The sequence below is a fragment of the Commensalibacter communis genome (genome assembly GCF_947179105.1).
Taxonomy (GTDB): domain Bacteria; phylum Pseudomonadota; class Alphaproteobacteria; order Acetobacterales; family Acetobacteraceae; genus Commensalibacter; species Commensalibacter communis.
In genome coordinates this window covers 465,643-479,287 of the sequence record NZ_CAMXCK010000001.1, presented here as the reverse complement: position 1 = coordinate 479,287, position 13,645 = coordinate 465,643, and the positions used below count along the sequence as shown (strand labels likewise).

General features: G+C 37.7%; 13 protein-coding genes. 9 read left to right on the top strand and 4 right to left on the bottom strand.

Going from position 1 to position 13,645, the window contains the following annotated elements; all coding sequences use genetic code 11:
* Positions 1-11 precede the first annotated feature (11 nt).
* The 6 genes from ccmD (at position 12) to ccmI (ending at position 4,593) form a co-directional block, all read left to right on the top strand.
* Positions 12-149: a heme exporter protein CcmD gene (ccmD, locus tag PQG52_RS02270; protein ID WP_271789072.1), complete on the top strand. Its 138-nt coding sequence runs from the start codon at positions 12-14 to the stop codon at positions 147-149.
* Positions 146-640 carry a cytochrome c maturation protein CcmE gene (ccmE, locus tag PQG52_RS02265; protein WP_271827708.1) on the top strand — a complete coding sequence of 165 codons (495 nt, stop codon included), beginning with the start codon at positions 146-148 and terminating at the stop codon, positions 638-640. Before ccmD ends, ccmE begins: the two co-directional genes overlap by 4 nt.
* Positions 641-851: 211 nt before the next feature.
* Complete coding sequence (locus tag PQG52_RS02260) at positions 852-2,828, top strand: heme lyase CcmF/NrfE family subunit (protein ID WP_271828172.1); 1,977 nt, start codon at positions 852-854, stop codon at positions 2,826-2,828.
* 1 nt (position 2,829) lies between these two features.
* Complete coding sequence (locus PQG52_RS02255; protein WP_271827706.1) at positions 2,830-3,375, top strand: redoxin family protein; 546 nt, start codon at positions 2,830-2,832, stop codon at positions 3,373-3,375.
* A 12-nt stretch (positions 3,376-3,387) separates the two neighbouring features.
* On the top strand, positions 3,388-3,849 hold the full coding sequence (locus PQG52_RS02250; protein ID WP_271827705.1) for a cytochrome c-type biogenesis protein: 462 nt from the start codon (positions 3,388-3,390) through the stop codon (positions 3,847-3,849).
* Positions 3,850-3,855: 6 nt separating this feature from the next.
* The gene (ccmI, locus tag PQG52_RS02245) at positions 3,856-4,593 is read left to right on the top strand and encodes a c-type cytochrome biogenesis protein CcmI (RefSeq protein ID WP_271827704.1); all 738 of its coding nucleotides are present in this window, start codon (positions 3,856-3,858) and stop codon (positions 4,591-4,593) included.
* Positions 4,594-4,643: 50 nt separating this feature from the next.
* Here the strand turns inward: ccmI and PQG52_RS02240 are convergent, their stop codons facing one another.
* Positions 4,644-5,162, bottom strand: a complete 519-nt coding sequence (locus tag PQG52_RS02240; RefSeq protein WP_271827703.1) for a hypothetical protein — start codon at positions 5,160-5,162, stop codon at positions 4,644-4,646.
* A gap of 155 nt (positions 5,163-5,317) precedes the next feature.
* Positions 5,318-5,548, bottom strand: coding sequence for a (2Fe-2S)-binding protein (locus PQG52_RS02235; RefSeq protein ID WP_271789078.1), 231 nt, complete (start codon positions 5,546-5,548; stop codon positions 5,318-5,320).
* Between the two features lie 171 nt (positions 5,549-5,719).
* Here PQG52_RS02235 and bfr point away from each other — a divergent pair, with 171 nt between their 5' ends.
* The 3 genes from bfr (at position 5,720) to PQG52_RS02220 (ending at position 10,392) form a co-directional block, all read left to right on the top strand.
* Positions 5,720-6,202 carry a bacterioferritin gene (gene bfr / locus PQG52_RS02230; protein WP_271789079.1) on the top strand — a complete coding sequence of 161 codons (483 nt, stop codon included), beginning with the start codon at positions 5,720-5,722 and terminating at the stop codon, positions 6,200-6,202.
* A 376-nt stretch (positions 6,203-6,578) separates the two neighbouring features.
* On the top strand, positions 6,579-9,293 hold the full coding sequence (locus PQG52_RS02225; RefSeq protein WP_271827702.1) for a M16 family metallopeptidase: 2,715 nt from the start codon (positions 6,579-6,581) through the stop codon (positions 9,291-9,293).
* Between the two features lie 61 nt (positions 9,294-9,354).
* Positions 9,355-10,392: a hypothetical protein gene (locus tag PQG52_RS02220; protein ID WP_271827701.1), complete on the top strand. Its 1,038-nt coding sequence runs from the start codon at positions 9,355-9,357 to the stop codon at positions 10,390-10,392.
* 60 nt (positions 10,393-10,452) lie between these two features.
* On the opposite strand, the gene PQG52_RS02215 is transcribed toward PQG52_RS02220, so the two are convergent.
* Positions 10,453-11,571 (bottom strand): quinone-dependent dihydroorotate dehydrogenase, encoded by a 1,119-nt coding sequence (locus PQG52_RS02215; protein WP_271827700.1) that lies wholly within the window; start codon positions 11,569-11,571, stop codon positions 10,453-10,455.
* Positions 11,572-11,653: 82 nt separating this feature from the next.
* Complete coding sequence (locus tag PQG52_RS02210) at positions 11,654-13,210, bottom strand: inorganic phosphate transporter (protein ID WP_271789083.1); 1,557 nt, start codon at positions 13,208-13,210, stop codon at positions 11,654-11,656.
* Between the last annotated feature and the right edge of the window lie 435 nt (positions 13,211-13,645).

The window sequence follows — 13,645 nt, the reverse complement described above, 5'->3', positions numbered from 1 at the left end:
CCATTTAACTTATGACCCATTTACCTTATCTTATTGCTGCTTACGGTATCACCGTTCTTTCCCTTGGAATATTATCTTTTCATTCTTGGACAAGATTAAAACGTGTTCAAAAAAAACTTATACAGATTCAAAATAATCAGCAGCCATGAAACGTAAAACAAAAAGATTGTGGATTATCCTAGGGTCAATGGCTTCTTTTGCCATAGCAATCGTTTTAATTCTTTCGGCATTTTCAAGTAATCTGGTTTACTTCAAAGCCCCTTCACAGTTGATTAATCATCCCACTGAAAAAGGAACGACGATCCGATTGGGTGGAATGGTTTTGGCAAATTCTTTGCACTATTCACACAAAGACCAAACCCCCACCGCCCAATTTCAAGTCACTGACGGGCAAGCGGCTATCGAAGTACATTATACTGGCATTCTACCCGATTTATTTCGCGAGGGGCAAAGCGTAATTGCCATTGGAATATTGGACAAAAACAATATTTTTACCGCTAATGAAGTACTCGCTAAACATGACGAAACTTATATGCCTAAAGAAGTTGCTGATGCTTTACGCAAAAGCGGCAAGTGGGATCCTAAATATGGCCCTCCACCCGATGCAGCGACGTGGGATCATATGACACAACCTAAATAATCATATTCAAACATATCTCAATCACTAAGCTAATATTTTGTTAGTAAAATAGTTAAATTCATTGTAATGGTTGGTTACAATTTACAATGTTTAACTCTATTTAGAAATTTTGTTTGCTTTTCAAAAGTCTTTTTACTGTAGAAGAGAAAATAAAAAATGATTTCTAGCATATTTCAAAAATATACTCTGGACAAACACTGTGATCTCAAAAATACTTAGCCCAGAATTTGGTCATTTTACATTGGCTTTGGCTTGCTGTCTTGCTGGGGCGCAATTTATTGTCCCCTTAATGGGGGCTAAGGTTAAGAATAACCGTTTAATGGCATTGGCTTCGCCCTTGGCGTGGGGTCAATTTATGGCTTTGACTTTGGCTTTTGCATGTTTAATTACAGCTGCTGTTACTGATGATTTTTCTGTGTTGAACATTTTGCAAAATAGTGCTGCGGATAAGCCGTTACTTTACAAAATTACAGGCGTTTGGGGAAATCACGAAGGGTCTATTTTACTTTGGGCTTTTATTCTTGCCCTTTTTGGTGCCATTGTTTCTGCTTATAGTCATCACCTCCCTTTGTCCCTTCGTGCTAAAGTCATTGCCATTATGGGAGGCAGCGCTGCTGGATTTGAACTCTTTTGTCTAACTACTTCCAATCCGTTTGTACGCGTATGGCCAGCCCGATTGGACGGGCAAGGCATGAACCCTTTGTTACAAGACCCAGGATTGGCGTTTCATCCTCCTATTCTTTATATGGGCTATGTGGGGTTTGCAGTCCCGTTTGCTTTTGCGGTTGCTACCTTATTAGAAGGGAAAGTCGATGCCGCATGGGGACGTTGGGTTCGACCTTGGACTGTCTTGGCGTGGGCATTATTAACGTGTGGGATCGCTTTAGGATCTTGGTGGTCTTACTATGTACTCGGTTGGGGAGGATACTGGTTTTGGGATCCTGTGGAAAATGCGTCTTTGCTCCCTTGGTTAACAGGAACAGCCTTGTTACATTCTGCCTTGGTCGTGGAAAAAAGAGAAGCATTAAAAATCTGGACAATTTTACTCGCAATTGGAACTTTTTCCCTGTCATTGAGCGGAACATTCTTAGTGCGCTCTGGTATTTTAAATTCTGTCCATGCTTTTGCTTCTGATCCAGCCAGAGGGGTCTTTATTTTACTTTTATTAGGCGTGATTAGCGGTGGGGCTTTGTTACTTTTTGCATGGCGTGCCCCGAATTTGACCTCAACTGGGATTTTTACCTTCTTTTCACGCGAAGGCTCCATCGTTTTGAATAATATCCTACTATGCACGATGGCAGCCGTTGTATTAACAGGAACGCTTTACCCTCCTTTTGTGCAGCTCATCAACGGACAGACCTTATCTGTTGGTAAACCTTTTTTTGATAATGCACTGATTCCAATTGCACTCTTTTTATTCCTCGTCATGGCTATTGGCCCTGTGATTGCATTTAAAAAGGGAAATATTCAACAAACATTTAAGACATTAAGCATCGCAACTGGTTTATCCGTTATTTGCACGATTATTGCTTTCGTCTATTTACATCAAATTTTTCCATCACTTGCAACGGGGTTAAGTATTTGGGTTATCTTAAGTGCCTGTTCTGATTTTATAAACCGTATTGCACTTTTAAAAACATCATTAGGTAACTCAGTGAAGAGAATGATTGGGTTACCTCGTGCTTTTTATGCGTCTTATTTGGCTCATATTGGTGTTGCCATTACCATCCTTGGCATTGTTGGGATGGCTGCCAGTCAGCAAAAAATCGTTGAAGTTCCCATCAATACCACGATACATCTGGCTGGATATGATTGGACATTAACCAATATCGAAGATCGAAAAGGCGCTAATTTTATAGCTACTGAGGCAGTGATTAAAGTTTCTAAAAACGGCAAAGTTGTAACATGGATGTTCCCTGCCCGTCACTACTTTGACCGTCAAAAGCAAGTCGTAACGGATGTCGCTATTCATACTAATTTCATCTCTGATTTATACGCAGTGCTTGGTGACAGTAAAAACAGCACACAATCAACCCCTTTATTTGTCTTACGTTTACATTATAATCCCTTGGCACCTTGGATCTGGATGGGTGGATTTATTATGGCAATGGGTGGGTTTATTACCTTAACGGATCGTCGTTTCAGAATTGGTACCCCAGCCCAACGTAAAAAGGTAAAGGAAGCCTGATATGCAGGACATTACCCGTCGCCGTCTATTATGGTCCATCCCTTTTGCCACTGCTGCTGTTGCAGGTGGAGGATTCTTGGCAATGTTATCTGGATTACGCAAAGGCAATTTTGATCCCAGAGAAATCAATATCCCAGTTATCAACAAACCTATTCCTTCTTTTTCATTATTAGGTCAACCCCCATCAGCAGGATTTAATCAACAAGAGTTGCAACAACAAACCAAACCTATTCTCATTAATTTTTTTGCTTCTTGGTGTATTCCTTGTTTGACAGAAATGGGTGTTTTACAGCAATTATCCAGCCACATTAATATTTGGGGGATTGCTTATAAAGATAAGCCTGAAGCAGTCTCTGGATTTTTAGAACGCAATGGCAACCCTTATCAAAAGATCGGTCAAGATCCCGAAGGAAATATTGGTATTGAATGGGGACTTTCAGGTGTTCCAGAAAGTTTTCTGATTATGCCTGGCGGGATTATTAAATGGCATTATCCTAAACCGCTAACTGTTGCTTCTACTCAAACTCTATTATCTCTTTTGCAATAAAGAACTGTAATCATGCGTTTCTTAACGATTTTTTTTCTTTTTTGTATCAGCCTATCAGCACCAATGCTTGCTTTTGGTATTGATAGTCCCGATGAAATGTTGAAAAACACCCAACAAGAGCAACGGGCTCAGCATCTTGGAGCGCAATTACGATGTCTGGTTTGTCAAAATGAAAGCATCGAAGATAGCAGTGCTGATCTGGCCAAAGATTTACGCAAAGTTGTTAGACAACGCATTATTGCAGGAGATACAGACTCACAAGTCATGGAATGGATGGTGGATCATTACGGGAATTTTATTCGCTTAAAGCCGCCTTTCACTTTTACAACAGCTTTATTATGGTTTATGCCTGTGTTGGCTTTAGGCATAGGTTTTATCATCGCTTTTGTAACCTTGCGCAAACGCAAACATATAGAGGTTAAAGCATTGAGTAAAGAAGAACAAAAACGCCTTTCCGAGTTAATGAAAGAGTAAACAACAATGTTATGGACAGTAATTATTCTTTTTAGCTTACTCTGCTTGGTTCCATGTTGGATCGCTTTATGCAAAGCCCCAACAATAACCAATACACAGCAATCTGCTTTGCGAGTGTATCAATCTCAATTAAATGAAATTAAAAATGATCTTAACAACGGGCTTATTTTAGAACCTGAATATAATCAAGCGCAACTTGAAATCCAAAGACGACTATTAAAAACAGATTCTTCAATACAATCGTCAATGCCGCAATCGCCCTTATCGAGAGGCAGCGTAATCGTTACTGGTTTGGGATTATGTTGCATTCCATTGGCGGCAATAGGGTTATACTTGATGAATGGTGTTCCTTCTTTACCAGCTGCACCGCTCGCACCACGGCTGGTTGAGCAAAAAGAAATGAGTCAAAAAGTAGCCCCTTATATAGAGCAATTGAAAATACGATTATCTAGTTTATCCATGACAGATCCCAAAAGAATAGAAGGTTATTTATTGTTAGGAAAAATTGAGGCTTCTCGTGGAAATTTAATAGCTGCAAGCCAAGCATGGAAAGAAGCATTAAATCAACAATTTGATCCCAATCTTGCTGCACAAATTGCCGAAGTACAAACACAAACCGAAGGTAAAGTTTCAGAGGATAGTGTTCAATTATTCCGCAAAGCGCTGCAAGCCGCTCCCAAAGATATATCTTGGCGGGAATTAGCCGAACAACGCATTGCTGAATATGAAAGAGCTCATCGTTAATATCTAAATTGCCCTGACAATTATTAGCTTAATCAGGGCATGTTCAATAATTAAGAAAAAGGATTATCAGCAAAGGCGACTTTATGCTCTTCTTTTTTCTTAGGTGGATTTATATTACAAGAAATCAAATATAACCCACATACAGATAAAATATTACTGATACAATATAACATCGTAAATCGACCAGCCATTCCTCCCGAAGACAACCAAATATAAATACCATATAACGTGAATGGAATCGAGATAATCCTGATCCCAAAGAGATGGTAGCGTAAAGGGTTAATAAATCCTTCTCTGACTACTTCTTGATTGCGATAAACGAACATATAAAAACAGATGACGACAATGCATGACATCAAATTATAAGTTGAATTAAAGAAGCCAACATTGAAAAAGAACAATGGCATTAATAAAAATGCAAAGGAAAAAATAACTGATCCTAATAACAGATTCATACCAAGGCGAATATTCATCCTCTCGCCTGGAAGACGATTGGCAATCGGTTGAAAAACCGTATCCAATATCCAAAGATCAATTCGAACTAATACATTATCTGTATTTTGTGCCATAAACTTCCTTTACCCCCCATTTCTGCGCTGTTGTGGTCATGGTAGGAAATCTTAACAAGATAAAAATATTTTTCAATGATTGCTATAAAAAAGACAAAAAAAAGCTCGTTCATTACAAACGAGCCGAATAAGTTCAAGAAACAAAATATACAAATCTATGCTGAAACAGCGTCTTTCTTATGTTCTTTAAGCATATTAACAATCCGGTTAACACACCGACCACAATCAGGTTTGCATCCACAAGATTCATAAACCGCACTGGGGCGATCTGCACCGCTCCGAATTGCGTTACCAACATCCTTATCAGTTAAAGCTCTACATGAACAAATATACATTGCCAAATGCCCCAAGACAACAAAGTTGTTAATAATGATATTAATAACCATTCTCAATTAAGTTGTCCAGTATTTTTTTTATAAAAATATGAAAAAAAACAATTTTAATTTCGTTTATGCTTTTTACTTATGATGATAAAAGTGATATGGTGAACCCCAAGGATGTCATTCATCCTCAAGAAACAAAATATAATAAATCATAATAATCTTAAGAGAAACCAAATGATTAAAGACAAAAAAGTAATTGAATTTTTAAATATTCAATTAACAAACGAATTAACTGCAATTAACCAATATTTTCTTCATTCACGTACTCTAAACCATTGGGGCGTTACCAAATTAGGTAAAAAAGAATATGTCGAATCTATTGAAGAAATGAAACATGCAGACGAAATCATCGAAAGAATTTTGATGCTTGATGGTTTACCCAATATGCAACGCTTAAACACCATTCAAATTGGTGAAAATGTCGAAGAAATGTTGAGATCTGATCTTGCGATGGAGCAAAAAGCAACCAAAGATCTTCGTGAAGGAATCGCATATTGTGAATCTGTTCGTGATTTCGTAACTCGTGATTTGTTCCTTTCTATCCTTGATGCAGAAGAAGAACATATCGACTTCATCGATAAACAATTTGACTTGATTAAACGCATGGGACTTGAAAATTATATCAATTTGAATTCTGACAGCGCTGACCAAGAATAAAACCCAAGATAAAGGCGTGAAACATAGCCTTTATCTTTTTTTGATGAATAATTTACGACAAAATTGATCGTTTTGCTTACTTGCTTTAATATATTATTTTTTATTCATCCCTGATGCCAGTACGCTTTCTGCCACTGGCGCTTCAATAAATACAATATACACTATTACCCAATACAGCTTGGTGCACAGGATAGTTTAGGCGTTATAAGCAACTTGTCGAAATTATTTCTAAATATCTAACGTAACAATAATATTTTAAATATTTTTTGATGATCTAAGTTCTTTACCATCGTTTCTATTGATATTAATTTTACTAAACTTGTTTTTTCTACTAACCTATTAAGAAACATTTTTATAAAATAGGATAAAAATAGCGATGAAATTTACATTTGGTACAGCAACGCTTTCTCTTGCTTTACTGGCGTCAACCCCATTAATGGGGGGTATTTCCTTTTCCCAAAATGCAGCTGCACAAAAACCTGTGGACTCACAATCCTCTGTGCTCATTAAGCAGGATGTTGTTCGCAAAACTCTGGAAAATGGATTACGTGTTATCGTTGTCAAAGATCCGTTAGCTCCTGTAGTCACTGCTCAAATCAGTTATCTTGTCGGTTCTAATCAAGCCCCTGCTGGATTTCCTGGCACCGCACATGCGTTGGAACATATGATGTTCCGCGGTAGCACAGGATTAGACAAAGATCAACTGGCTGTTTTGGGCGCCCAATTAGGAGGCAGTTATAATGCCTTTACCACTGAAAATGTAACCCAATATTACTATACTGCCCCCGCTGAAGATTTAAATATTATGTTAAAAATTGAAGCATTACGGATGGGTGGTCTCAGCTTAAATGCTGCAGATTGGGAAAAAGAACGTGGTGCGATTGAACAAGAAGTCTCAAGGGACTTATCCAATCCTATTTATAAATATGTATCTGAACTTCAAAAAATCATGTTCGATGGCACACCTTACGAACATGATGCTTTGGGAACACGTCCTTCTTTTAATAAAACCACTGTGGCATTGTTACGAAAATTTTATGAAACATATTACGCACCTAATAATGCAATCTTAGTCATTTCTGGTGATGTTGACCCTGCTCAAGCCATTGCACAAGTCGAAAAAGATTTTGGTTCTATCCCTCGTAAAGATATTCCTAAAACCAAATCTATTACGCTTAAGCCCATCAAAGCACAAACATTAACCTATCCTACGGATTTCCCGACCAGCTTAGTCACGATTGCATGGCGTATGCCTGGGGAAAAATCAAAGAATTTTGCCGTGGCGGATATTTTAAGCGATGTTATTTCTAGCCAACGGGGTGCATTATATGGATTGGTTCCTCAAGGCAAAGCCTTAATGGCAGATTTTGAATATGTCCCCAAAGGAGAGGTTGGTTTTGGTGTTGCGATAGCCGCCTTCCCCAAAGGACAAGATTACAAACCTATTTTGAATGAAGTAAAACAAATCCTTCAAAATATTCATGATCATGGCGTTTCCCCTGAACTCATCGAAGCTGCAAAACGAAAAGAAATCGCCAGTCTTGCGTTCTCTGCCAACAGCATCACAGGACTGGCCAGCTCTTGGTCAACAGCATTAGCGTTCCAAGGATTAAATGATCCCAATGAGATGGCTGCTGCCTATCAAGCAGTTACCCCTGAGCAAGTCAATGAGCTTGCTAAACAAATCCTGAATCCTGACGAAGCCATTACCGCTATTTTAACCCCTGAAAACTCTGGAAAACCAATTTCAAATAAAGGTTATGGTGGTGCAGAATCCTTTGCCTCAGTACCAGATAAACCCGTTAAACTTCCTGACTGGGCAGAATCTGCACTGAAAAAACTAAATATTCCTAAAGAAAGTGCTGCCCCCACAGATATAACCCTCAGCAACGGAATACGTTTGATTGTACAACCCATTCATGTCAGCAATACAATCAGTATCTTTGGACAAGTCCGCCAGAACCCTAGCTTGCAAGAAGGTAAAGGTAAAGAAGGTATTGCAGGCATCACGGATGATATGTTCAAATATGGAACCAAAACCTTAGATCGTTTAGCTTTCAGAAAGGCAGTTGACGATATTGCCGCTGATGTCAATGCTGGCAGTGATTTTTCTTTATCTGTATTAGCTCCTGATTTTGATCGTGGCGTACAGTTATTAGCTGATAACGAGCTTAATCCCGCTTTTGATCAAAAATTCTTTGATATTGTAAAGCAACAAACCTCGCAATCTTTAGTTGGATTATATCAATCTCCTGGCTATCATTTCAGCAGAGCAATTACCAAAGCTATTAATCCACCTAATGATCCAAGTTTACGCCAACCTAACCCTCAAGCAGTCATGAAGTTGAGCATACAAGATCTGAATGATTTTTATAAAAAATCTTTTAGACCTGATCTAACGACGATTGTTGTGGCTGGAAATATCACCCCACAGCAAGCAAAAACAACGATAGAAAAATATTTTGGTCAATGGAAAGCCGAAGGACAAAAGCCTGACCTGAACATGCCTACACGTCCAAATAGTAAAAGTTCTTATGTCCATGTTCCCGACAAAAGCGCAGTGCAAAATAGTGTTGCACTCGTAGAAAGCATTGGGTTGGATGTGCATCATCCAGATCATTATTTATTAAATTTAGGCAATGAAGTCCTTAGTGGTGGCTTTGCTGGACGTTTTTATAAAGATTTACGTGTAAAAACAGGCTATGTCTATAATGTAAATAGTGATTTTAGCTGGTCACAAACCAGAGGCTCATACAGTATTAGTTTTGGTGCAGATCCAGATAAAGTCTCTTTAGCACGCAAAGCGGCACTAAAAGACTTAACTTCAATGAAAACTGCTTCGGTAACAGATGATGAATTACAACTCGCAAAAGCCTCTTTGTTACGCAGCATTCCTTTGCAAGAGGCCAGTATTGATGGGATTGCCAGTCGTTATTTAACTTATACCAGTTTGGGACTGCCGTTAAATACTTCCCATCTTGCAGCAGAAGCCTATTACAAAGCAACAGCTGCCGAAATCCAAAAAGCATTCCAAACCTATGTTCGTCCAAGAGACCTTGCTCAAATTATCAAAGGTCCTGCAACTCCGTAAAATCTATATTCTAAAGGTCATCATAATTGACCTTTGGAATATTGTTAATAAAGTGAATAACATGCAGAATACACAACAATGGTTCGATTATATTTTGAACTCCCAATGGGTAGTTTTAGGAAATAATACGCTTATACAGCCTCAGCGTAATAGCGACGGAACATGGATATTAGGGGATATTATCACCAATGACCAAGAAATATTAACCGCCCGTCCCTTAACTAATCTCCAAGATATCAAAGAATTCCAATTGGTTCATCAATCATGGAAGGTGGCCATCTTTAAAAAATATAAACCAATTATTTATTTTTGTGCATTTGGTAAAGATGCAATTTTCGAATGTGTTTATACATCCATACAATCTTTGATCGAATTTGGAAATTGGCAGCATGAAATTGTGGTGTTTACCGCAGAAAACACCAAAGAATATTTACAAGATAAACTCTCTTCTTTGAGGCTAGGTAACAAACTTCATATGATTACCATTCTGCCAGCAACAGATACATTAGATTGGGTTATGGCAAGATACCGTATTAACCACCCAATTTTGCAACAAGCACAACCGTTACTGTACATGGATACAGATATTATCTGTAATGCCCCATTAGACGACTTTTTTATTAAATTAATTGATAGCCCTTTGGTACATGCTTGCCAAGAAGGCTTGATTGGTGAAGGATCACCACAATCAGGCGGATATTGGTATGGTTGGCGTTTAATGCAAGAAGATAACGTTCCATTTAATCCACAAAACAGAGGCTTTTCAGCAGGAGCACTATTCTTCAACAATGTTGAATCTGTATTACCCTTCTTTGAAATGATCCTTCAGTCTACTTATGGTTTCATGGATAAACAAGGATACAGAGATGAATTTTATGATCAACGATTTACAAATTATACTTTATTTAAATTTAAAAAGGTAGAAATCATCTCGATGTCAAAGTTGTTAAATTTATATCGTATCCCACCTGAAACAACATTGATACCAAACGGAAATCAAACGCTAGGATTAGTACATTTCTTAAACGCATCAACAGAAAATAAGCTAATTACGATGAAAAAATATGTTGATATGCTTCGTTTGCGTGCAAACAAATAAAATAAAGCGAATCAAAAAAAGCCATCCAATTATTAAGATTGAATGGCTTTATATACAAAACTAAAGGGCAATGTTTTTTAACTCTGAAATATGCTTGATCCCTTGCTGATTTAAAATTTCAACAATTTCTTTTTTTATACGCCGAACTAAACCAGGGCCTTCATAAACTAAGGCACTATATACTTGCGTAAAATCAGCACCGTGCATAATCTTTTCGATAACGTCAGCACCAGTTTCAATCCCACCACATCCAATTAATGTTAATCTATCTTTGGATAAACGTGCAACCCGAGCCAACATTTCAGTGCTTTTTTGACGAACTGGGCGACCTGATAATCCACCTGGCTCATAACGAAAAGCTCCTTGCAAATTATCGGGACGTGAAATCGTTGTATTTGTTAAAATTAATCCTGTTATCCCAGCTTCTATAACGGTTTCAACAATTCCTTCAATCTCTTTCTCTTCCAAATCAGGGGCTAATTTAACCAATATTGGAGGATGGTGAGGATATTGATCCTTAATCGCTGCTAGGATACCACGTAAACGAGAGGGATGTTGTAAATCCCTTAATCCAGGCGTATTAGGAGAGGAAAGATTTAAAACAATATAATCTGCATAATCCTGAACTTTTCCCACTAGAAATGGATAATCTTTTTCAGGATCAGCCCCAATTTTATTAATACCAATGTTGACACCAACGGGAATGTTCGCCGTTGTTTTAAATGATCCTTTCGAATCTTTTATTTTCTCAAGTCGTACAACAATACTGTTAATTCCATCATTGTTGAACCCCATACGGTTAATAATGGCACCATCTTCGGTCAATCGAAATAATCTTGGTTTTGGATTCCCAGTTTGTGGTCGAGGTGTAACCGTTCCAACCTCAACAGCACCAAAGCCCAGTCGAGCCAATGGTGAAATTACTAACGCATTTTTATCAAATCCAGCAGCCATTCCAATAGGGTTAGGAAAAGACAATCCCATTGCATTCACTTGTAATATGGGATCATCTTGCCATGGTTTATGCCCACCGCACAAACCCAATAATAAGCTGCCAATCGCTAGCTCATGACCTGTTTCAGGTTTTAAAAATTGAAATCCTTTGAATATCCAAGGATAACAAATTGCTATTGCCTCTTGTTCAATTTCAGATAGCCTATAACCGATTTTTGACTTCATTTACTCTATTCCAAATAATGCAATATAATAACGACAAAACAGATCTCATCATAAAATCTATTTTATCATTAACTGTTATTGTTTAAAATAATTTCAAAAATATCCAAAAAAGGCAACCAGACAATATAATTGAAATGGGTAAAGTTAATATCCACGCCATCGCCATATTTCGCACTGTACTCCATTGTATTCCATTCCCACGTCCAACAGACGTTCCTGCAATCGCAGAGGTTACAACATGCGTTGTGCTAATTGGCATATGAAATTGATTTCCCATTTGAATCATAGTCATGGCAACGGTTTCAGCAACAGCACCTTGGCCATAGCTCATTTCTTGTTTACCAATTTTTTTACCAACTGTGACGACGATGCGTTTCCACCCAACCATCGTACCTAAACCCAACGCAATCGCAACGACAACTTTGACCCAAGGAGGAATAAACTGAATTGCACTAACAATATCACCTTCGAAATCGTCAATCACTGATTCTTCTGCTTTCGGTAAGTCCCCTTTTAAATGGGTAAAATGAACTAGATTTTGATCTAATAAATATAAATTATTTCTTAAATTAGTTTGATGCTCGATGGGAACTTCTTTGAATGTTGTTCGATTACCGACATCTGCCCTGATTGTTTGAAGCATTGTTCTCATTGCAGGAACGGTTTCTGGTAACAAATGATTTTGTTGAATCGTTTTCGTTAAAATTGCATGGCTCTCATTTAATGATAATTTAATATCTGAACTATATTGAGCTAGAATTTTATCTACAATAATCGCCTTATGCGTAAAGTCCTCAACTTGTTTTGAAGACACAGCACTATTTAGTGCATAGGCTGTAGGGACAGTCCCAATGAGAATTAACATAATCAATCCCATGCCTTTTTGCCCATCATTGGAACCGTGACTAAAACTTACCCCTGTGCAAGTTAAAATCAACAGTAAACGCATAGGCCAAGGTGGTGCTTTGCCCTCTTTTGGAGCTTGGTACAATGTTGGAATAGGTAACAAAACGCGTAGTAATTGCATTCCTAAAAAGGCGATTGCAAATCCAGCCAAAGGACTGAATATCAATGCTTTGAACACTTGTAGTGCTTGTCCCCAATCCACGCCACTGCTTACGCCATCGCCCATCAATAACTGATTCATTATCCCGACGCCAAGAATCGAACCAATTAATGTATGAGAAGACGAATTTGGAATACCAAAAAACCAAGTAAGCAAATTCCAAATAACCGCAGCCAATAGCAAGGCGAAAATCATTGAAAAGCCTGCCTCGCTACCAACTTTGAGTACCAGCTCAATGGGTAATAGGGAAATAATAGTATAGGCAACAGCACCACTTGATAGCAACACGCCTATAAAATTCCAAATTCCTGACCAAATGACAGCAAAAGTAGGGGGTAAGGAATTACTGTAAATCACCGTAGCCACAGCATTTGCGGTATCATGAAAGCCATTTACAAATTCAAACCCTAATGCAATAATTAATGCCAAGCCCAATAATAAAAAAGCCAAAGCTGATGAATGTGTTGAGCCCATTAAGTCCTCACGCACATGCATAATGGTATAAATAATTGCACCAAATAAAACAAATAAGAAAGCAATCGTATTAAGCAGCGATCGATTACGAGGGGTCATATTGTGAGCTTTTTATGTAAAAGAATAAGGTGTATTCTAAAAAAAACATATTATGTATTTCTTTGCTTTTTAGAAACAACTGAGAACAAAGATCTATTAGAATACTCACTTTTAAAAAATAAACGACGAACCTGTCCATAGGGCCTCATCAGCGAATATCCTGACCTTTATGAAAAATTATGATATAAACTTGGTTTCGACTTTACAAAAGAACGTTTATCATCACAAGAGGCAAGTCATGAGAAAACAAAAAAACTGTAAAGAAACTTGCAGAGCGTTATAAATAAATAACAGTTTTACTATGGATAACTCACACATCATTCTCTTACCGTTTTATATTTTACTTTTTGATACCATGTTTAAGGATTATAAATTTATACTTTCCAAGTATAAAAAAACAACTTTCCTTTTACTACCTATAAAAATTAAGATATG